At 62.6% G+C, this 20,789-nt stretch carries 14 protein-coding genes and 1 pseudogene; 4 read left to right on the top strand and 11 right to left on the bottom strand.

The features are described from left to right. Positions 1 to 227 precede the first annotated feature (227 nt). The 10 genes from AZF01_RS09490 to AZF01_RS09445 all read right to left on the bottom strand — a co-directional run bounded on the left by AZF01_RS09490 (position 228) and on the right by AZF01_RS09445 (position 15,682). Positions 228 to 1,328, bottom strand: coding sequence for a glycoside hydrolase family 105 protein (locus tag AZF01_RS09490; RefSeq protein WP_024707238.1), 1,101 nt, complete (start codon positions 1,326 to 1,328; stop codon positions 228 to 230). A 13-nt stretch (positions 1,329 to 1,341) separates the two neighbouring features. Beyond that, entirely contained in the window at positions 1,342 to 3,837 is a 2,496-nt protein-coding gene (locus AZF01_RS09485) for a hypothetical protein (RefSeq protein ID WP_061449665.1), read from the bottom strand. Then, positions 3,830 to 5,086 carry an HAD family hydrolase gene (locus AZF01_RS09480; RefSeq protein WP_024709480.1) on the bottom strand — a complete coding sequence of 419 codons (1,257 nt, stop codon included), beginning with the start codon at positions 5,084 to 5,086 and terminating at the stop codon, positions 3,830 to 3,832. Before AZF01_RS09480 ends, AZF01_RS09485 begins: the two co-directional genes overlap by 8 nt. Further along, a complete protein-coding gene (locus AZF01_RS09475; protein WP_024709479.1) occupies positions 5,083 to 6,138 on the bottom strand; it encodes an ABC transporter ATP-binding protein in 1,056 nt (351 codons plus the stop codon). The genes AZF01_RS09480 and AZF01_RS09475 overlap by 4 nt, the downstream gene beginning before the upstream one ends. Further along, positions 6,135 to 7,175, bottom strand: coding sequence for an ABC transporter ATP-binding protein (locus AZF01_RS09470; protein ID WP_197489643.1), 1,041 nt, complete (start codon positions 7,173 to 7,175; stop codon positions 6,135 to 6,137). The genes AZF01_RS09475 and AZF01_RS09470 overlap by 4 nt, the downstream gene beginning before the upstream one ends. Before the next feature lie 8 nt (positions 7,176 to 7,183). Continuing rightward, complete coding sequence (locus AZF01_RS09465; protein WP_024709477.1) at positions 7,184 to 8,320, bottom strand: ABC transporter permease; 1,137 nt, start codon at positions 8,318 to 8,320, stop codon at positions 7,184 to 7,186. A 7-nt stretch (positions 8,321 to 8,327) separates the two neighbouring features. Further along, entirely contained in the window at positions 8,328 to 9,314 is a 987-nt protein-coding gene (locus AZF01_RS09460) for an ABC transporter permease (RefSeq protein ID WP_024709476.1), read from the bottom strand. Positions 9,315 to 9,422: 108 nt separating this feature from the next. After that, positions 9,423 to 11,336, bottom strand: a complete 1,914-nt coding sequence (locus AZF01_RS09455) for an ABC transporter substrate-binding protein (RefSeq protein WP_024709475.1) — start codon at positions 11,334 to 11,336, stop codon at positions 9,423 to 9,425. A 158-nt stretch (positions 11,337 to 11,494) separates the two neighbouring features. After that, the gene (locus AZF01_RS09450; RefSeq protein ID WP_024709474.1) at positions 11,495 to 12,559 is read right to left on the bottom strand and encodes a LacI family DNA-binding transcriptional regulator; all 1,065 of its coding nucleotides are present in this window, start codon (positions 12,557 to 12,559) and stop codon (positions 11,495 to 11,497) included. A 24-nt stretch (positions 12,560 to 12,583) separates the two neighbouring features. Further along, positions 12,584 to 15,682, bottom strand: coding sequence for a glycoside hydrolase family 38 C-terminal domain-containing protein (locus AZF01_RS09445; RefSeq protein WP_024709473.1), 3,099 nt, complete (start codon positions 15,680 to 15,682; stop codon positions 12,584 to 12,586). A 156-nt stretch (positions 15,683 to 15,838) separates the two neighbouring features. Here AZF01_RS09445 and AZF01_RS09440 point away from each other — a divergent pair, with 156 nt between their 5' ends. Beyond that, complete coding sequence (locus tag AZF01_RS09440) at positions 15,839 to 17,158, top strand: glycoside hydrolase family 28 protein (RefSeq protein WP_024709472.1); 1,320 nt, start codon at positions 15,839 to 15,841, stop codon at positions 17,156 to 17,158. Between the two features lie 24 nt (positions 17,159 to 17,182). On the opposite strand, the gene AZF01_RS09435 is transcribed toward AZF01_RS09440, so the two are convergent. After that, positions 17,183 to 18,268: a CehA/McbA family metallohydrolase gene (locus AZF01_RS09435; RefSeq protein ID WP_152534608.1), complete on the bottom strand. Its 1,086-nt coding sequence runs from the start codon at positions 18,266 to 18,268 to the stop codon at positions 17,183 to 17,185. Between the two features lie 331 nt (positions 18,269 to 18,599). Between AZF01_RS09435 and AZF01_RS24725 the strand changes: the two are divergent. From AZF01_RS24725 to AZF01_RS09420, 3 genes and pseudogenes are all read left to right on the top strand, one after another. Further along, positions 18,600 to 18,887: pseudogene (locus AZF01_RS24725) on the top strand (Gfo/Idh/MocA family protein); the annotation flags it as partial. 223 nt (positions 18,888 to 19,110) lie between these two features. Next, the gene (locus tag AZF01_RS23960) at positions 19,111 to 19,428 is read left to right on the top strand and encodes an SLC13 family permease (protein WP_348245656.1); all 318 of its coding nucleotides are present in this window, start codon (positions 19,111 to 19,113) and stop codon (positions 19,426 to 19,428) included. A gap of 200 nt (positions 19,429 to 19,628) precedes the next feature. Beyond that, positions 19,629 to 20,699, top strand: a complete 1,071-nt coding sequence (locus AZF01_RS09420) for a linear amide C-N hydrolase (protein WP_024709468.1) — start codon at positions 19,629 to 19,631, stop codon at positions 20,697 to 20,699. The last annotated feature ends 90 nt before the right edge of the window (positions 20,700 to 20,789 follow it).

Below are 20,789 nucleotides of genomic sequence, written 5' to 3'. Positions count from 1 at the left end.
TTTTTCGGATCTTCACCGGCCGGACTGAACCTTGGGACGAAATGCGCTGGACGAAAGCATCAGAGGAGATGCAACATTATAATTTATTTTCTAATAGATAGGCAAACTTTCTTACCTAACTTATGAGAATTGTCCGGGATCAGGACGGCCATAAATTCATCCCATGCCGCAGCCGCGTCGAGCGCAAGCCCGACAGACGAACCGGAGCGACCTGTTGCGGCAAGCGATCACGAGACTCGCGAGCGTTCCGTTTCGGCCGACAGCGCCAGCGCGTCAACCAGCATCAGCATGGTCAGCGCCTGGCCATAGGGCGCAGGGATATCGGGAATACGGCGATAGAAGTCGAGCGTGTGGCCCATCGGCGTGCCGTCGGAGACATGCGCCACGATGCCGTCATCGCCGATGCAGCCGAGAACGGCGCGAAACGCCTTGTCGGCAACTGGGCGGAACGTCCGCGGCAGGATGCCGAGCGAAATGCCTCGGGAGATGCCATAGGCGATGCCGGCGGTCGCCGATGCCTCGATCGGCGCCGAGGGGTCGTCGAGAAGGGTGTAGAAAAAGCCCTCCTCATTCTGCAATTCAGCGAGCGCCGATACCTGAGACGACAGAACATTCGTCAGATAGCGATGCGTTGCCGGCGGCAGACTTTCCACGATCGAAAACAGTTCCGGGATGGCGATGGTGATCCAGGAATTGCCGCGCGCCCAGAGCGCATTGGCGAAGTTGTGGCGACCATTGAAAGTCCAGCCGTGATACCAGAGGCCGCTCTTCGCGTCGCCGAGATAGCGGGTGTGGATCATGAACTGGTAGACCGCCTCCTCCACCCAGTCGGGCCGGTCGAAGCGCTTGCCGGCGCGCGCGAGGAACAGGCATGTCATGAACAGCGTGTCATCCCACAATTCGCCGTCATTCATCCGCTCCTTGACCACGTGCTGGAAACCGGCGTCCTCGGTGCGGGCAAGCCCCGTCATCAGCCATTCGGCCCAGTCCTTGACCAGCGCCTCCCATTCGGGCCGGTCGACATCGTCGATAAGGAAGGAGAGCGCCAGCATCGGCGCCGTGGAATTGACCTGGCGCGGCGGCAGGCCGCGCGAAATCTGCCACTCATACCAGTCGGCAAGCGCGCCGATCAGGTCCAGGTCGCCGGTCTGGCAGGCATGGCGGTAAAGCCCGTAGACGCCGACTCCGATTTCCCAGTCCCACTCGTCAAACTGGATCGAGAACGTGCCTTCGGTGATCGGCGCTGTTTCGTTGATGCCTCTGATCCGGGATAGGCCGGTGGCGACGTTTTCGAGATAGCCGAGAAGTTCCTGTCTGTCGTGGTGCATTGTTCTTGTCTTTTCAGTTCGAGGCCGGCACGGCGAAAGCTGTGAGCCAGGCGATTTCAGGCGTTTGCGACGCGGTCGGAAAAGGCGCGTGCCGCCCCTCGACGAAAAGGCCGTCGCGATAATCGAGACGAAGCGCGGGCGTGAGCGGTCCCTCGCAGAAGAGGTTCGGAGGATCGTCCGAAAGGCGGAGGCTCGTTTCTTCGGCCATCGCGGCAAGCTCGGTCAGATCCCGGCCGCCAAGGGCGCCGACCATGATCGCCCAGCCGCTGCGGTTTCCCCGGACGCGATGCTCGATGCCCGCCCCCGGTCCTTCGCCGACCGGCTCGATCGGTCCCGTCGCCTTCAACGCTATGAAGCTTTCCGCCGAGCGCAGCACCAGGAAGTCGGTTCCAGCGATGTGATCGTCGAAAACGGAAAGTGGCGCGTAGGCGTGGGTGAAGGCTAGGCGCGGGGTTTCGCCGAGGTCGCTTAGGAACAGGCAGCAGTTCCGGTGCTGGCCGACGCGCGGCATGACGCCGTTGCCCGCCCAGTAGGACGGCCTGTCCGTGCCCCAGGGGTCGTCCGCGCCCGGGTGATTGACCCAGACGCGGGCAATGGGATGACCGGCAGCCTGCACGTCGATGAGGTGCTGCTGGTGGCCTTTTGCACCGGGCGACGCATCGATGCTCGCGGAAAGCTGCACGCCCGCGGTCTTGTAAAGCGCAAGCCGGGCCGCCCGGCCGTAGCCCTGCACGTAATGGGCGGAGATTGCCCGGCCTTCGGGCGGGTCGACGAACTGCTCAATCCCCTTCGGCGGAACGTAAGCGCCGGCGCAGAACATCGGCAGCGCCGCCACGCCGCGATTGAGCCAGCCGGTTCCGAACGCGATTGTCGCAAAGGGCGCGAGTTCCGACAACGGCCCGGCGCGCAGCTCCTTGTCATAGGCCCTGCCCATCGACCCGGCGGAGACGCCGTTGAGCGTATGCAGCGCGATCATGGAAAACAGCCGGTCGAGGATCGTCTCGGCCCGCGCCCTGAGCCTCTCGCCGGCAAAGCGTTGCAGCGCCAGAAGGCCGATGAAATCGATCGGGTAATAGGCCGCCGAGTTCCATTCGGCGAGACCATGATCCTCGACGGCATCGAACCAGCGCTCGAGACGCTTTTCCGCGAGGGCCGCATGCGCGCGGCCGCTCATGCCGGAATTGGCAAAGACATTTTCCGCGAACAGTCCGCCGGCGATCAGCTCCGCGACATGGAAGCACAGAACGTGGTTTTCGCTCCAGAACCACATCGTGTCGTTGCCCGGCTCGTCCATCCAGTAACGATAACCGAGAATGGCCACCTCGATGCGCGTTCGCAGTGAAGGCGGCAGCGCCTCGCGATGATCGGCATAGATCCACAGCAGCGGGACGATGACGAAGTCCGAGCAGTCCCGCCGCGTATCGATGGCATCGAGCGTGTCCTCGAGCGCCGCGCGGTCGCCCTCGTCGAGATCGAGGCCGAGCGCAAGGCGGGCCAGAACGCGCCCGATCCTGAGTTCGCCGTGCTCCGCGAGCCAGGAAAGCCCCGCCCGCTTGCGCGCGTCGAGATCGCCGGTCAGACGCTGCGGCCTCTCATCCCGCAGAAGCGCGAAGGCAATGGTGCGGCTGATGCGGCTCTCGCCGTGCGAGAACAGAATGTCCAGCTCGTGATAGCCATCGGGAAGATCGGCGGGCAGCGCAAAGGCCGCCTCCTTCCCGCCAGCCGCAAGCGTCGATACGGCCTCGAACAGTGGCGGCAGATGGCGCATGTGGACGCTCTGGTGCACCTTCGCCTCGATTGTGACGGCCGCCGCCGCAGGTTGGTCGACGACAAGACGGAGTTCATCGCCTTCGCCGAAGGCGACGCGGGCCGGACGAATGTCGCGGGCAAGCGCCATCAGCATTTCGAGCGTTTCGCCATCGGCGTTGCCGGACACTTCTGCCGCGAGCGACCCCTTGCCGAGCCAGGTCAGCTCGACGAAATAGTTGGTGTCGCGCTCGGCGATCTCCTCCACCAGCATGACCAGATCGGAGCCGCCGGCTGCAAGCGGCAGGACGATTTCCGTCTCCTCTGCCGCATTGCGCGTATAGGGCTCGAAGGCAGCGATTTTCCGGCCGTCGACAAAGACGTGGACGCCGCCGCAGGTGGCAAGGCGGAAGCGGAAGTCTCCGCCTTCCGGCGGAACGAGCCGGGTGCGGACCCAGCGGGAAAGCCGCGTCGGACGGTGCCAGAAGCCGGAGAATTCCAGCCTGCGATTGAAGCCCGGAAGATTGGTCGAGACAATCTCGAAATCATCATCGAGCGCAACCTTGCGGCCGGCGATTTCGGCGCGAACAGCGGTCCGGCACGGCAATTCGCCGACATCGACAAAGCCGTTGACGAACTTGTAGTCGACATTGTCCACCCCGCGCGTCACCGTGCCGGGATAATAACCCGCCTCCAGCCGCCCCAGGGCGAACGCCGTGACGGTCTCGCCCGTATGAGTGACAAAGCGCGCGCGTTCAGACATTGGCATTCTCCCGGACAGGCAGGCAAAGTTCGATGGCCTCGATCCTCGAAACCAGTTGGTCGAGCCGGTCGATGCGGAAATGCGGCTCTTCCGAGGCATCTACAGGCTCGTGCGTGCGCCGCTGCGACCAGCCGACAAAGAGACTGATCAGGCCGAAATCATTCGCGCCGCGAATGTCGCGGGCAAGATTGTTGCCGACCATGACGATGCGGGACCGCTCGCCGTCGCCGAGACCAAGGCCGGCAAGGGCTGCGGAAAACATCTTCGGCGATGGCTTGTTCTGGCCGACATCGCCCGAAATCGCGTGACATTCCATCAAGTCCCAGATCCCGCGCGGCTTCAGCATGTTCTCGAAGGTCTCGCGCGGGCCGTCGGCGACCAGCGCCAACCTGTAACCGAGCCCGTGGAGCGTGCGAACCGCGTCCATGGCGAAGGGAATTTCGTCCGCCTCGGTTACCACTTCGCTGCCGGGCTTCTTGACCTCGGTCGCCTCGTCGATCAGCGTGTCGCCGCAATCGAGAAACACGGCGGAGAGATGCGGCACCCTCCCGGGAAGCGCTGCAATCAGCGCCCTCATCCGTGCGGGGATCCAGGCCTCAAGCGTTTTCCACGGCATGAGGACCGGTTCTTCGGCCGCCGCGAATGCGAAGCGCGGGACAAAGGCGGCGCGTTTCATGGCGAGCCTTGCCAAACGGTGTTCCCTGGCTGAAGCGCTCCAGGCGCCGGCCTCGGCAAATGCGTTGCCGGCATGAATGCCGCCTGTGCCGGCCTCGCGGCCGCACATCTGCGCAATTTTCGAACCGCCCATGAACCGCATGATCCGGTCAACGCCCCAGAGCGCATGCTTGCCCGGCTCCACATAAAGCACCGGCCGGCCGTTGCGCATTTCCGGCAGACCGCTGCCGTCATCGATAGAGACCCGCATGCCATGCATCGAACCCTCGACCCGGACGACGTTCCCCTGCCGGTCGATATGGACCCAGACATGCTCGAGGTCGTAGAGATGCTGGATATCCCAGTCGTGCCAGATCGCATATTCGATCACGGCCCCGCCTTCAGGCGGCATCAGCCGATATTTCGACGACGGAGACTTTTGAGCCTCCCGGACCACGCTGTAACCCATCGCCAGCGGCGGCGCCGGTTCCGCATGATCCAGCATCAGCGCCGGGCGATGCCGTTCGGCAAGCGCGAAGTCCGCGTCGCGCACGCCCGCAGGCGGCGCGGGATCGGCAACGGAAAACAGGGTCATGCCTCCGCCCCGTCTGCGACGCCCCGAAGCGTCAGCGTTTCGGCGTAATGGCAGCGTACCGCACGGCCATCGACCTCACGAAGCTCCGGCTTCTCGGCGGCGCAGCGCTCCGTCGCATAGGCGCAGCGCGGGTGAAAGGCGCAGCCCGAGGGCGGGTCGGAGGCATCCGGCACCTCGCCCTTGAGCACGCCGCGCCTCTCCGACGAACGCTTGCGCGGATCGGGCTGCGGCACGGCGCCCAGAAGCGCTTCCGTATAGGGATGGCGCGGACGGGAGAACAGTCGGTCGGTCTCCCCGAGTTCGACGATCTCACCGAGATACATCACCGCGATCCGGTCGGAGATGTGCTCGACCATGCCGAGATCATGAGTGATGAACAGATAGGTGAGATTGAACTGCTCCTGCAGGTCCTGCAGGAGATTGATGTTCTGGGCAGCGACCGACACATCGAGCGCCGAGACGGCCTCGTCGGCCGCGATGAAAGCCGGCGAAAGCGCCAGCGCACGGGCAATGCCGATCCTCTGGCGCTGGCCGCCGGAGAAGGCATGAGGATAACGCGTCGCGTATTCGGGTCTCAGGCCGACGAAGGACAGAAGCTCCCCCACCCGTTTGGCGATCTGGTCCTTGGAATAACCATGAACCACCATCGGCTCGCCGATCAGATCAAGCAGCGTCATGCGCGGATTGAGCGAGGAATAGGGATCCTGGAAGATCATCTGCATCTCGCGCCGCACCGGTCGCAACTCCTTGTCGCTCATCGACGAGATATCGATCACCTGCCCGTCATGTTCGCGAAACAGGATCTGGCCGCCGGTCAGGGTATAGGCGCGCAGGATCAGCCGGGCGACGGTGGATTTGCCCGAGCCGCTTTCGCCGACGAGGCCGAAGGTCTCGCCCTTGCGGATGTCGAAGCTGACGTCATTCACGGCGCGCAGTACCTTCAGCTCGCGCCCCTTCTTCCCGCCCTTGACGGTGAAATGTTTTTTCAGCCCGCGCACGGAGATCAGGACATCGTCGGGCATGGAAAGGGTCTTACTGCTGGCGTCGCTCATTGTCCGGCCTCCGGCAGGTTTCCGGCAAAGTGACACAGCGCCTCCTGTCCGCGATCGAAAGCCACGCGCGGCGGCGTTCTGACGGAACAGACCGATGGATCGGCGTAATCGCAGCGGGTGTGAAACACGCAGCCGGAGGGAATGTTGTAGGGGTCGGGCACCGAGCCCTTGATAACGCTCAGCCGTCTCTGTTTCTTCTGGCCGAGACGCGGAATGGACCCGAGCAGCGCCCGCGTGTAAGGGTGCTGCGGATTGTAGAAGATGTCATCGACAAGCCCCGTCTCCACCACGCGGCCGAGATACATCACCGCCACCCGGTCGGCGATGTCGGCGACCACCCCGAAATTGTGGGTGATGAAGACGATCGCCATGCCGAGTTCCTGCTGAAGCGATTTCAGTAGCTCGAGGATCTGTGCCTCGGTGGTGACGTCAAGCGCCGTGGTCGGCTCGTCGGCGATCAGAAGCGCCGGATCGCAGGAGAGCGCGAGCGCGATCATGGCGCGCTGACGCATGCCGCCGGAAAGCTGGTGCGGGTAGCTGTCAACGAGGCGTTCCGGCTGGGGAAGCTGCACGCGCGCCAGGAGATCGATCGCGCGCGCGCGCGCCTCCTCCTTTCCGACGCGACGATGCAGCATGACGGTGCGCATGATCTGGGTACCGATCGAATGCACGGGCGAAAGCGCCGTCATCGGCTCCTGGAAGACCATGCCGATCCGTCCGCCCCGCAACTGCCGCATCAGCCGGCTGTCGCGTCTCAGCCCGTCGAGCCGGTATTCCGTGTCTCCGTCCGGATTGAAGCGGATCTCCCCCTCGCCTTCCTCGGCATTCCTGGCGAGCAACCGCATGATCGCCCTGACCGTGACCGACTTGCCGGAACCGCTCTCGCCGACGATGCCCAGCACCTCGCCGCGATCGACATGATAGTTGACGCCGTCGACAGCCTTCACCAGCCCGTCGCGGGTCTTGAAGGCGACCTCGACGCCGTCGAGTTGCAGGAGCCGCTCCGGAGGCATTTTGTTGTTCGTCTTGTCCAGCATGGAAAAACCTATTGTCCGTAGGGGTCGGCCGCGTCACGCAGGCCGTCACCGAGGAAATTGAAGGCCAGCACGACCGCGACCACGGCAAGTCCGGGCGCAAGCAGCCAGGGGGCGAGCGAGATGGAACGGAGGTTCTGCGCATCCTGCAGAAGCACGCCCCAGGAGACGACGGGGGGCCTGAGGCCGAGACCGAGGAAGGACAGCGCCGTCTCGCCGAGAATCATCTCCGGCACGGCGAGCGTCATCGCCGCGATGATATAGGAGGTCATGGCCGGCAGCATATGTTTGGTGATCACCCGGTATTCCGAGGCGCCGGCAAGGCGGGCGGCCATCACGTAGTCCTCGGATTTCAGCGAGAGGAATCGGCCGCGCACGACGCGGGCGAGATGCGTCCAGCCGATCAGCGCCAGAATGAGGGTGATCAGCACATAGACGAAGAGCGGGTTCCAGGCGATCGGCAGGGCCGCCGCAAGCCCCATCCAGAGCGGAATCGTCGGCACGGAGCGGATGAACTCCATCATGCGCTGGATCGCCGTGTCGATGAAGCCGCCGTAATAGCCCGAGATGGAGCCGAAGAAGAGGCCGAGCACGAAGGCGAAGAACACGCCGATCAAGCCGGCCGACAGGGTCACGCGCGCGCCGTAGACGAGGCGCGAGAACAGATCCCTCCCAAGGGAGTCCGTGCCCAGAAGATTGACCTTCTGGCGGCGGGCATCGATGCCGAAGAGATGCAGGTCGGCCTTCCAGATGCCCCAGAACCTGTATTTCTCGCCATGCACGAAGAACCTGATCGGCAGCGGCTTGGACTTGTCCACGACATAGGTGACGCGCGCCGTCTCCGGATCCCGGGTGCGCTTCAGCTCATAGACGAAGGGGCGCGTCAGTTCGCCGTCATGAATGACGCGGACCATCTGCGGCGGCACGAAGGTTTCCAGCCGCTCGATGGAATCGGGCGCATAGGGCGCGACGATCTCTGCGAAGATCGCGACGAGATAGGCAAACACCAGAAAGATCAAGGACACGAGCGCGAGCCGGTGCTGGCGGAAGCGCCACCACATCAGCTTCCAGGAGTTGGCGGTGTAGATGCCCTGTTCGGCCGTCGCCAGTTCGTTTTCTTCTGCGTAAACGGAAGTCTCGTAGGTCATGAAGGCCTCACGCGTAACGGATGCGCGGGTCGGACCACGCAAGAAGAATGTCGGAGAGCAGCGTGCCGATGACGGTGAAGACGCTGAGGATGAGGATAAAGGCGCCGGCGAGATACATGTCCTGCATCTTCAGCGCCTGCAGCATCAGCGGTCCCGTGGTCGGCAGGTTGAGCACGACGGCGGTGATGACGTCGCCGGAAAAGAGCGCCGGCAACGCCCAGCCGACCGTCGAGATGAACGGATTGAGCGCGACGCGCACCGGATAGCCCCAGACCACCTGGCGCTCGGAAAGCCCCTGTGCATAGGCCGTTTCCACGTATGGCTTGCCGAGTTCGTCCAGCATATTGGCCCGCATCACCCGGATGAGGCCGGCCGCGCCGCCGGTCGCCAGCACCACGATCGGGATCCAGACATGTTCCAGGATGTTGCCGATCTTCGCCAGCGACAGCGGCGCGCCTTCGAAACGCGGCGAGATCAGGCCGCCGACATCGATGTTGAGCCAGGCAAATCCGATCCACATCAGGATCAGCGCCAGCAGGAAATCGGGAATGCCCTTGCCGAGAAAACCGAACACGGTGAAGACATAGTCCAGGATCGAATACTGCCGCTGGGCCGAATAGACGCCGATCGGGATGGCGATGATCCAGGTGAACACCAGGGACAGCGAGGAGAGCAACAGCGTCAGCGCCAGGCGTCCCCAGATCAGTTCGGAGACCGGCGCGTTCCAGTGGAAGGACTGGCCGAAATCGCCGTGGAGAAGGATGTTGCCGATCCAGCGCACATATTGCACGAGAATCGGATCGTTCAGTCCCAGTTGCGTGCGGATTGCATCTTCCTGGGCGGCGGTGATGTATTCACCGCTGTTGCGAAGCTCGGCAGCATAGGCGGTGACATAATCGCCCGGCGGAAGCTGAATGATGATGAAGGATATGAAGGAAACGACGATCAGGGTTGGAATCGCCCATAGAAGCCGTCGCCAGAGGAAGTTTGCCATCGTCTGCTCTCCGCATTGCCACCCACCGGCCGCCCGCGGACAAACGGGCGGCCGGCCGGCTCCGCATTCTCGCGGAACCCTTGCTCGGGAGGGAGCTTTGCCTGTCGGTTACTGCTTGTTCTGGTCGATCCAGAACTGCTGGGTCTGACCGAGGCCCACGCCGCGCGTGATGTCGTCTTCGACAAGCCCGTTGCGGACATTCATGAAGTCGTTCTTCACGATGACCGGGATGGAAACCTCGCCGACCAGACCGATGACATAGCCTTCGTCGACGAAGGCGCCGATCATGCTGTTGAGCGCGGCATCGGCTTCTTCCATGGATCCGGCGACGGAGGCCTTCTCCCAATCCGCCCAGATCTGCCGGATCACGGCCTCCTGCGGCGGCTCGATACCGGCTTCGCCGTCGGTCTCGTACCAGGCGTAATATTGCTGGGCGTAGCTGTCATTGCCCATGATGTTGCGCGGGTCGGCGGAGACGACCGAGAGGCGGTCGACGGGCGTGTACTGGATCTGGAAGTTGTTATTGTCGCGGTTGTCGTCCCACTGGGTGCGGTCGATGATGCGCGGCAACAGCTCGATGCCGATATCGCGATAATAGTCGGCGGCGATCTCCAGTATCGGCGCCGCAAAATCCTGATAGGCCTCGACCACGATCTGCAGCCGCTTGCCGTTCGGAAGCAGGCGGAAATCGTCGTCGTCGCGCTCGCTCAGGCCGATCTTGTCCAGAAGCTCGTTGGCAAGGTCGGGGTCATATTCCGTCCAGTGCGTTTCCCATTCGGGATTGAAATAGGGCGAGCCGGAGATCGGGGATACCGAGCGGGCCTCGCCGAGACCGGCAAAGCCGAGTTCGTTGATCGTTTCGCGATCGATCCCGACGGAGAGCGCGTGGCGGAAGTCCTTGTCGGAGAAAAGCTTGTTCAGCTGTTCGTCCTGTACATTGAGGTTCGGCACGAACGACCAGACATTGGCCGATTTCCATGTGCCGACATGGTAACCACCCTTCTCCTCGTTCTCCTTGTAGAAGGTGAAGTCGCTCGAATTGACGTAGCGCATCTGCATGTCGATCTGGCCCTGAACGATCATCAGATTGAACGAGTCCGCCGCCTCGAAAAGGCGATGCTCAATGCGGTCGATATAGGGAAGCTGGTTGCCCTCCTGGTCGACGGCCCAGTAATAGGGGTTGCGCACCATGGTGACGACATTGCCCGGCGCGGGCGTCTCGATCTTCCAGGCGGTGATGACCGGCAGGTCCGGATTCTGCCACCATGAGGTGACCGGTCCCTTCGAGCCCCAGAGATCGCTCCAGCGCTGGACGCCGAATTCCTCTGCCGCCTTGGAGAGATCCTCAGCGCTGGCGTAATGGTCGTTATACTGGCTCAGATAGTGTTTCGGAAACAGGAAGGACGGGCGGTCCAGGCTTGGCTCGCCGGTCGAATCCTTCGCCAGGATATTGAGGAAGTAGACATAGGGCTGGGCGAAACTGACGGTGAAGGTGCGGTCATCTTTGACCTCGAGCTTCATCGGCTCGCCGCCCGGCGAGAAGGTCGGATCGATCGTCGGCGTCAGCGCCTTGTTGAGGAAGACATCCTTGTACCAGAATTCGACATCTTCGGTGGTCACCGGCGCGCCGTCGGACCATTTCAGCCCCTCAAGCAGGGTAAAGGTGAATTCAGTGGAATCTTCGTTGACCGAGTAGCTCTCGATATAGGCGGGCACCAGCGTGATGTTGCCGTCCGCGTCGGGCACATATTTCAGGACGCGCTCTTCCAGCAGCTTGGTCGGCCCCCAGCGATCGCCGGGACCGCGATAGGCGCGGTGCCAGACACCGCCATATTCGCCAACCTCGACGGCATCGACCACGGTCGGGTTCGTCGGCAGACGCTCATCGACCGGCGGAAGCTCGCCCGCCTCAACCATGGCTTTCAGCATCGGCGATTCCTGAAAGGCATTGGCGGCCTGCGGAATGGCAACGCTTGCCAGAAGGGCAAGCGTAAGCGTACCGGTTCGTAAAATTTTTTGCATTGGCATCCTCCCATCGAAACATGAAATGGCACAGCAAACCCTCGACTTGCCAGCCTCACCCCAATTTCTACATCTTTTTAGCAAGGAAATGCGGCAATTATCAATAAAAAAATTCCATGAAAGTGAAATGCGTTCCATTTCAGTTCATGAAAATTTTTTTATTCAATGTTCTGAAACGGTTGAGCCGCCGGCGGCGATATGCTTTCGCGCAGAACAAGATCGCAGCCGAGTTCCACGCGGTGGGCGGCGCGCGGCCCCTGCCCGCTCTTCGCGCGCGCTTCCAGAAGATCGAGCGCCGCGCGCCCGAACTGCTCGAGCGGCACGCTGACGGTCGTGAGCGGCGGGCTGTGGAGTTCGCCGAGCGCCACGCCGTCGAACCCCATGACGGACAGATCTTCCGGCACGCGGAGCCCGGCCTGTTTCAGCGCGCGCATGGCGCCGAAAGCGAGATTGTCGGCGGCGCAGAACAGCGCGGTCGCGCCGTCGCGGTCGGGATGGGCCTCAAGCCAGGCTTTCACCGCCGCCTCGCCGTGCCGCGGCTCGAACCCCTCCGCCCTGATGACGAGCGCGTCGGAAAGCGGCAGGCCGCGATCGCGGAATGCGTCGAGAAACCCGTCAAGCCGGCGCTCCACCGTCTTGCGGCCAGACCACGTCAGATGGACGACCCTGCGATGTCCTTTGTCCAGGATGAGCCGCGTCGCCTTCAGGGCGGCGAAGCGATTGCCCGGCGTCACGCTGTCGATATGCATGTTCGGGTCTTCGCCGTTGATCAGCACGGCCGGAATCCCCGATCGTCCGATCGCGTCGAGAAGCGCGCTGCGATCATCATTGATGACGATGATCCCGTCCGCCCTGGCGGCGCGGGCCTCCGCGCCGACGCGGTCCACAGGGTCGTCGCGGCGCAGCGTGTGCGGCACCAGGCGCACCCCGCGCGCCTCGCAGTCGCGCGTCAGGGCATTGAGGATCGTCCACGACACGAGATTGACGTCGCTGTCCGGCAGGGCGTCTTCCGGCACGGCGAGAAGCGCCCTGTTGACCGCATTGATTGAAGCCCTGGCGGAGCGCCGCGCCAGATAACCGAGGTCCCGGGCGGCGTCCAGCACGCGCTCGCGCACTTCCTCCGAAATCGGCGCCGTGCCGTTCATCACATGCGAAACGGTCGAAATCGCCACGCCGGCGCGCTCGGAGACCTCGCGCATGCCGACTTTGTCGCCCTTGGCCATATCATCTCCCCTCGGCGTGCTCTCTCATTCCCGCTCCAGCTTCAGAGTCTTGATCTCGAACGGAGCAAAACCAAGCGCCAGAATACCCGCTTCGGGGCAGAGGTCGACAACGGGTTCCTCCAGCAGGTCGACTTCCCTCGCCTTTTTGACGGCTGTATCAAGCGTCAACCGTGCGTTCTGGCGCGCGCCGCGCCGCTCCCAGAGCCGCACCACCAGTCCGCGACCATCCTCGGCGCGCTTGACCGATTCGACGGCGATCGCGTCGTTGTCGACGGAGAAGGGCGGCGTCAGCTTTGCTGTGGAACCATCGCCGCTGCCTGCGACCGGCATCAAAGGGTGATTGAAGGCCTCGGCCGCGAGGGAAACGGAGCCGAGCCCGTCATGCGGCATGATGGCATAGCGGAACCGGTGCTCGCCCTGATCCGCCTCGGGCCAGGGATAGGTCGGCGACCGCAGCAGCGTCAGCCGGATCGTCGTGTCGCGGGCGTCATAGCCATATTTGCAGTCATTGAGCAGCGCAACGCCGAAGCCATCTTCGCAAAGCGAGACCCAGCGATGCATCGGGCTCTCGAACCGCGCCTGATCCCAGCTCGTGTTGGCATGGGTGGGCCGGGTGACATGACCGAACTGGATCTCGGCATCGCAATCCGCGGTGCGAACGGCCAGCGGAAAGGCGGCCTTCACCATCGTGTTGTGCTCGCGCCAGTCGATGAAACTGTCGAACTCCAGCGCCCGGCTCTCCGCCTCGAGTGAAACGACCTCAACGATGCGCGAGGCCTCGTAGCGCCATTCGAAGCGCAGGGCCGCGCGATACGGACCGGTCTCGACGACATCGGCCTTCACCAGCCCGTCGATCTCGAAGACCTGATCCTCGAAGGTGCGGTCGATATCCCATGCATCGAACTGTTCCGGAAAGTCCCGGTAGGCCTGCAACCGGTTGGCAACGCCTGTCAGGCACTCGCGCCCGCTCTTCTTGTCGACCAGCGAAACGAGACGTCCGCCGGCGTCGAATTCGGCGCGCAGGAACGCGTTCTCGAGCCGGTTCGGCGTGACCGCGAGCCCGCCGTCGCCCGCCGCCGGTTCGGGTGACGCGGCCAGCGTCAGGCGCACCGCGCCAAGCCCCGGAATGGCATCGACGGGAACCGCCTGCGAAAGCGTGCCATCCGCCGACACCAGGACCTGCGAGCTGCGATCGCCAAGCCGGAGGGGGGCCTCGGAAGCGAGCCTGACCAGACCGCCTCTCGGCCTTCCAAACGCGTTGACCAGGAGCGTCTCGCCCTCGCCCGCGACGCAGGACGCAAGGCGCCGCCGCAACGCCTCCGCACGGGCGAAAAAGGTCGCGTAGTCCTCATCGCTGTCGTCAAACACAAGCCCGATCGAGGATCCGGGAAGAATATCGTGAAACTGGTTGAGCAGCGCGATGTCCCAAAGCGCGGCAAGCTCGGCCTCGGGATAATCGATGCCAGCCGAGAACCACGCAAGGCTCGCAAGCGCTTCCAGCTCCCGGAGCATGGCCTCGGCCCGCCGGTTGTTGCGCTTCACCTTGGCGACGGAGGTGAAGGTCCCGCGATGGAATTCGAGATAAAGCTCCCCGACCCAGACCGGATATTCCTTCGGGCTTTCATGCATTCGCCCGACGATCCGTTCGAGCACCGGCCCCATGAAGCCCTGTGACACGCGCGGGCAGCCCGGGATACCGCGCTCCATCCGGCGGATATGCTCCAGCATTTCCCGCGTCGGCCCGCCGCCGCCGTCGCCGAAGCCGTAGACGAGGAACAATTCGTCATTGGTCTCCTTCTGGGCATAGCGCCGCCAGGCGCCCATCACATGGCTCGCCTTCAGGTCCGGACAATAAGTGGTGCCGATGGAGGTGCTGTCGGCCGGTTGGGTGGTCAGGAAATAGGTCGGCGCGCGCGTGCCGTCGATCCCCTGCCAGAAAAACACCTCGCCCGGCATGCGGTTGGTATCGTTCCAGGACAATTTGTGGGTAACGAAGACCGTCAGCCCGGCGAGCTTCATGATCTGCGGAATGGCGGCGGAGTAGCCGAACGTATCCGGCAGCCACAGGATACGCGGCCGAACGCCGAATTTCTCGACGTGGTAACGGACCCCGCGCAGCACATGCCGGACCAGCGATTCGCCGGAGGTGATATTGGCGTCTGGCTCGAGCCACAGAGCGCCCTCGATCTCGAACCTGCCCTCGCGGTGCTGCTCCCTGATCCCGGCGAAAAGCGCCGGATAGTCCTGTTCCAGATAATCGAGCAGCAGGCCCTGATTGTACATGAACCGGTATTCCGGATAGTCCCGCATCAGAGAGAGCGCCGTCGCCATCGAGCGCGCCATCTTCTGCCGCGTTTCGCGAATGCGCCAGAGCCAGGCGACATCGATATGGGTGTGACCGGTGACGGTGATGTGCGGGGCGATTTCGGTATCGCCGGCCTTATAGATCCGCTCCGCGATCGCGCTTGCCGCCTTAAGGCTTTCGGCAAAGCGCGCGAGATTTCCGGGCCTGAAATCCACCGCGTTGATCGCTTGGTAGACGGTTTTCAGGATAAAATCCCGGCGATGGTCGTTGATGTCGAGATGTTTGGCGACATCGAGCGGCGCGCGCAGGTCGTAATAGAGCGCTTCGGCCTCAAGGTCGTGGACAAGGAGCCGGCCGGCAAAACCAAGCTGGCGTCGGTCCTCGATCGTGCCGGCCTCGATCATGATGTCGAAACGCTCGCCGCCGCGCGCCCTGGCAGTCAGAAGAATCTCGCGGTGGTTATAGTCCGCGCCCTGGACGATCTCGCCATTGACGCGCACGAGACATTGCGGATCGGAGCGCCCCATCACCCGCCCGAACATCGCCTCGATGCCGAGGCAGACCCGCTTGCCCTCAAGGGCATCGGGTACAAGCACGCTGCCAGCAAACCAGAAATAGCTCTGCGGCTCGCCCCAGACGGTGTCCGGCGTCACCGGCGACCAGTCATCATGCGGCCCTTCCAGCATGCGCGCCCGCGCCGCAGGCGGCGCCTGGCGGTAGAGGAGATCGACGGTGGTATCCGTCGGCGTGAAGATCCGCTCCGAAAGCAGTTCCACGAGATGAAAGATCTTCGAATAGTTGGCCAGAATGTCCTCCATCCCCGCAAGGCAATGAAATTTTTTACACTGCCATTGCTTTTCTTTTTTGCATTATTGGTAGAAATTTCGGTTGAAAATTGCAAATAATTTCGCTCTTGTCCAGTTCTGACTCCCTGAATGCGTTGAGAGTCATGAAATTTTTTTTGGGAGTAGTCAGTGCAGGAAATTCGTATTCCGGCGGCCGGCGGCGACGCCACGACCCGCATCCAGCGCGCCATTCACACCGCTGCAAGCACACAGCTTGTCGTTATCCTGGAGGCCGGAACCCATATTTGCGGTGGCCTGGAACTGATTTCAAACGTCGAACTGCGGCTTGAGGATGGCGCCGTGCTGCAGTTTCTGCCGGACTATGACGCCTATGCCGCCCATCCTGTGCGCGTCATCGCCGAGGACAGCGACCGGGCGATGATCTCCGCTGCGCATGCCCGCAACATCGCGATCACCGGGAAGGGACGCATCGTCTGCGGCGGAACGCATTTTGCAACGGGCGAGGACGCGGAGATGGGAACGCTCACGCCCGCAACGCGCCGCCCCCGCCTGCTGGTCCTCGACAGTTGTACCAATGTCAGCCTGTCGCACTTCAGCGTAATCGATTCGCCGATGTGGACGCTTCACTTCGTCAACTGCACGGCGCTTTCGATCAACGACGTCCGGGTCGAAAACGCCCTCAACATGCCGAACACGGACGGGATCGTGCTCGACGGCTGCCGCGACGTAACGGTCTCTCGCTGCGACATCTCCACCGCCGACGACGGCATTGTGCTGAAGACCTCGTGCCGGCCGGACGGAACGGTCGTCGGCGCATGCGAACGGATCGAGGTCGCCGACTGTCGCGTGCGCTCGCATTCCTGCGCGCTGAAAATCGGAACCGAGTCCTTCGGCGACTTCCGCGATATCAGCTTCAGGAATTGCGAAGTGACCACCTCCAATCGCGGCCTCGGCATCTTCTCCCGCGATGGCGGAGCGGTCGAGAATATCCGTTTCTCGGATATCAGCCTCGATTGCCGCGAGACGCCGCCCGGGTTCTGGGGCTCGGGCGAAGCGCTGACGATCAATCTTGTCGACCGCCGTCCGGAAACAAGGCCCGCAGGCAAGATCAGCGGCGTCATCATCGAAAACATCACGGGCTCGATGGAAGGCGCGATCAACCTCTATTCCGAACGTAAGGGCGACATCGAGAACATCGAGATCCGCACTGTGGCGCTCGACCAGAGGCCGGGCGTCCACGGAACGGCGCGCTGCTACGATCTCCGTCCGACGCCCGCCGACCTTGCGGGCGCCCCCGGAACGGAAGGCCGCGCCAATGCCTGGCGCAAAGACGCCGACGGCCGGGTGATCGGCCTTGTCGATTACCCCGGCGGCATGCCGGCGGTCTTTGCATGCAACGTCGAGGACCTGCGCCTGGAAAACATCGCGATCGAACGACCGGAGCCGTTGCCGCCCGGCTTCAACCCGGAAGCGATAGTGTCCGTTTGACGGAAAAGGACCTGTTTCTGCAGGTCAGAATGACGGGTCGTAGTTAAAATAGAGCGGGTTCGAAAGCGCGACCTTGTCGGCGGAAAGCGCCATCGAATCCGGCACTTCGGCATAGACGGCCTGCGGCCCGTCAATCTCCGCGCGATAGTAGCTCCGTTCGCCCGCCGCAGGCGTGTCGGTAAATCGCGCCGTGCGGGTCTTGGGGTCGACGGCAAGGGTCGCGTAGATCTCCCTGTTCTTGATGATCCTGACCGAATAGGCCGCGCCTTCCGGTCCGCCCCCGGACAGACGAACCTCGAACGAGACCGGCTGGCCTTCGGCTTTGGCATTGTCGCCCATCATCATCTCGGCGCCGCCGCCTGCATCGGCGACAAGTTCGACGCGCGGATTGAACGGGTTGGCGCACACGCATGCCCGGCCGGCCACAAGCGCCTCGAGCAGCGCGTCGCCGCTGCGCTCCCGGGCAAAAACCCAGGTCGTCGGTGTTCCCACATAGTTCATCGTGGCTTCCGGCGTCCATTGGCTGGCGAGTTCCGGCCGGTCCGGGACACCGTGATGGGCATCCGAGCCGCCGCGCGCGCCGATCATCCGCCCGGACAGGAGCATATTGTCCCAGACGCGGACATTGGCCGCGTTCTTCGGCCACATCGGCCCGTTCCAGACCTCGATGGAATCGGCAAGATCAAAGGAAAAGCCGTAGTGGTTGCTGGTGACGGGATGGTTCGCCGACCAGTGGACGGCGCTTTCCCGCTTCAGGGCCGCGAGGTCCCAGTCCCGGTCGTTGCGGTGGTCGAAAAAGCGCTGGTGGTCATAGGGCGTCGTGGCCAGCAGGTTCACGTGACCGCGCGGCGCGGTGAGCTCTGCGCCATAGAGCAGAAGCAGCCGGTCGGAGCGATAGGCCGGATCGGACCAGGTATGACCGGCGACATCGCCGCCCACATGCACATCATGATCCGTGATCGTCAGGTAGTCGAATCCGTGGCGCTCGGCAAAACCGATGATCTTTTCGACCGGATTGTTGGTCGAATCGCTGCTGTGCCGGGAGTGAAGGTGCCAGTCCCCCTTCAGCCAGATGCCGGTGCGATCAATCCCTGAACTGCTCGAAACCACTGCGCGGATCCCCTCCTCTTCGCCGGTCGCATGATTCCGCCAGACCCGGCATGCGACCAATTCAACGACGATGATAGCCGCTGTCCGGAGCGTTTTTCCATCCCGGGCAGATGATACGGCGAAAACGACCTGTGGACGACAGCGCGCGGCGCTTGGGGACGGCACGCCTCATCGGCGCGGCGGCGACCGGGACAGGCGTTCGGCTTGACATCTGCGCAGCCGGACCGCAATATCCGCACTCGGAAACGGGCCGCAATTTGGCCCGCTGAGTTTGTGCAAAAATATTACTTTAAAACTATTTCAGACATATTTCGTGGAGTCGATCAAGGGCATGAATATTGCTTTCGTAGGTTGTGGATTCGTGTTCGATATTTACATGAAGACCATCCGAGCGCATCCCGAACTGCAGATTGCTGGCGTTTTCGATGTCAAACCCGAGCGGATGCGCAAAGTCTCGGATTATTACGGTTTCAGGACATATGACAGCTACGAAGCCCTGCTTGACGACCCTGACATTGATGCCGTCGTCAATCTGACCAATATCGGTTCGCATTTCGAAGTCTCCAAGAAAGCCCTGATGCGGGGCAAGCATGTCTACTCCGAAAAGCCGCTGACCACTGACCTGGCGCAATCGCGGGAACTGTTTGAGCTGGCTGCCGCCCATGGGGTCCGGCTTTACGCGGCGCCGAGCAATATTTTCAGCGATTCCGTGCGCACCATCTTCGATGCGGTCGAAAAAGGACGGATCGGCTCGCCGCGGCTGATCTATGCGGAACTGGACGACAACCCGATCCATCTGATGGAGTTCGAGAAGGATTGCGCTGGCCGGCGGCTCCTCGGCGGTGATCGCGATCACAATCCTGTTCGTCACGGTCGCGATCATGACCAACATTCTGTCGAACAATGCGGCGGCCGCGCTGTTCATGCCGATCGCCCTCAACATGGCCCACCAGATCGGCGCGCCGCCGCTGGCATTTGCCGCCGCGGTGATCTATGCGGCTAACTGTTCGTTCGCCACGCCGATCAGCTACCAGACCAACCTTATGGTCATGGGACCAGGGCATTACAGCTTCGCGGATTTCGTGCGCGGCGGCCTTCCGCTCGTGGTCATCATCGCCGTCGCGTTCGCTCTTCTGGCGCCGTTCTACTACAATCTCTGACCGGCTGCAGCCGGAACAGTGCAGGCCCCATTCCACGCCGGGATAGCCTGCCTGACAGAACAGGCAAACTTCAGTTTCAGGTGAATTGCGATGTGTTTGTCGTCACTTAACCTTGACCAACCCGCTCGCGACCATCCAAGCTGGTTCGGCCGGTTGCCTCCCTGAGATTCAAAGGGTGACCGCTGTACAAAACCGGAGGGATGATTTTGAAAGCAAACAGATCGCTTTGGCGCAGCCTGACACTGGCCGCCGCGCTTTCGGTGGCCGCGGCGCCGATCGCCGATGCCTGCACGCGTGTTGTCTATCATGGCCCTGAGGATCGCATCCTGACGGCGCGCTCCATGGACTGGAGCCTGCCGATGCTTTCCAACCTGTGGGTGTTCCCGCGCGGCATGGAGCGAAATGGCGAGGCGGGCGAGAATTCGCTGACCTGGACCTCGAAATACGGCAGCATGATTGTTTCCGGCTATGATTTCTCCACCGTCGACGGCATGAACGAAGCTGGCCTGGTGGCCAACATGCTCTGGCTGGTGGCGTCCGAATACCCCAAGAATGACGGAACCACGCCCGAGATATCGCTGTCGATCTGGGCGCAGTATTTCCTGGACAATTACGGCAGCGTTGCCGAAGCGGTGGCCGATATCGAAGCCAATCCTTTCGACGTCGTGACCGCCGACGTTCCCGATCAGCCCGGCCGCCTGGCGAAGGTTCATCTTTCCCTCTCGGACGCCAGCGGCGACAACGCCATACTGGAATGGCTGGACGGCGAACTGGTCATCCATCACGGCCCGGAATACCGCACGATGACAAACGATCCGCCCTACGATCAGCAACTGGCGATCAAAAGGTACTGGCAGGACGTCAATCCGCGTGAGTCGCTGCCCGGTACAACCCGTTCTCCCGATCGTTTTACCCGTGCCGACACCTATATCGACATGGTGGTCCAGTCGGATGAACCGCGCATCGCGGCGGCCGCCGCCATGAGTGTGATCCGCAACGCGTCTGTTCCCTATGGCATCAACACACCGGACGCGCCGAACCTTTCGACCACGCGCTGGAGGGTCGTCGCGGATCACAAAGACAAGTTTTTTTATGTTGAATCAGCGATTTCGCCGAACCTCTTCTGGGTCGACCTGAACAAACTCGATTTCTCGGCAGACGCCGGCGTGCGGATGCTGGATCTGGGCGTTGACATGATCGAGCTCAAGTCGGGCGAAGTTTCGGCTGAATTCAAACCCGCCGAACCTTTCCAGTTCGAGCCGGTCAACTGAAACGTGCCGGCCACCGCAGTCCGTGTGGTGGCCGGATCATTCCGTTCGCCACGGGCTTAACGTTTCAATCGCGGATGTTCGCGACCAAGC

The sequence above is a fragment of the Martelella sp. AD-3 genome, assembly GCF_001578105.1.
Classification (GTDB): Bacteria; Pseudomonadota; Alphaproteobacteria; order Rhizobiales; family Rhizobiaceae; genus Martelella.
Note: the sequence above shows the minus strand (reverse complement) of the source record. Positions and strands in the feature narration are given on the sequence as shown.

What these genes read in the sequence shown, in the direction of transcription:
- AZF01_RS09490 (WP_024707238.1), bottom strand. Translation starts at nt 1,328, where the DNA reads ATGCACCACGACAGACAGGAACTTCTCGGCTATCTCGAAAACGTCGCC.
- AZF01_RS09485 (WP_061449665.1), bottom strand. Translation starts at nt 3,837, where the DNA reads ATGTCTGAACGCGCGCGCTTTGTCACTCATACGGGCGAGACCGTCACG.
- AZF01_RS09480 (WP_024709480.1), bottom strand. Translation starts at nt 5,086, where the DNA reads ATGACCCTGTTTTCCGTTGCCGATCCCGCGCCGCCTGCGGGCGTGCGC.
- AZF01_RS09475 (WP_024709479.1), bottom strand. Translation starts at nt 6,138, where the DNA reads ATGAGCGACGCCAGCAGTAAGACCCTTTCCATGCCCGACGATGTCCTG.
- AZF01_RS09470 (WP_197489643.1), bottom strand. Translation starts at nt 7,175, where the DNA reads ATGCTGGACAAGACGAACAACAAAATGCCTCCGGAGCGGCTCCTGCAA.
- AZF01_RS09465 (WP_024709477.1), bottom strand. Translation starts at nt 8,320, where the DNA reads ATGACCTACGAGACTTCCGTTTACGCAGAAGAAAACGAACTGGCGACG.
- AZF01_RS09460 (WP_024709476.1), bottom strand. Translation starts at nt 9,314, where the DNA reads ATGGCAAACTTCCTCTGGCGACGGCTTCTATGGGCGATTCCAACCCTG.
- AZF01_RS09455 (WP_024709475.1), bottom strand. Translation starts at nt 11,336, where the DNA reads ATGCAAAAAATTTTACGAACCGGTACGCTTACGCTTGCCCTTCTGGCA.
- AZF01_RS09450 (WP_024709474.1), bottom strand. Translation starts at nt 12,559, where the DNA reads ATGGCCAAGGGCGACAAAGTCGGCATGCGCGAGGTCTCCGAGCGCGCC.
- AZF01_RS09445 (WP_024709473.1), bottom strand. Translation starts at nt 15,682, where the DNA reads ATGGAGGACATTCTGGCCAACTATTCGAAGATCTTTCATCTCGTGGAA.
- AZF01_RS09420 (WP_024709468.1), top strand. Translation starts at nt 19,629, where the DNA reads ATGATTTTGAAAGCAAACAGATCGCTTTGGCGCAGCCTGACACTGGCC.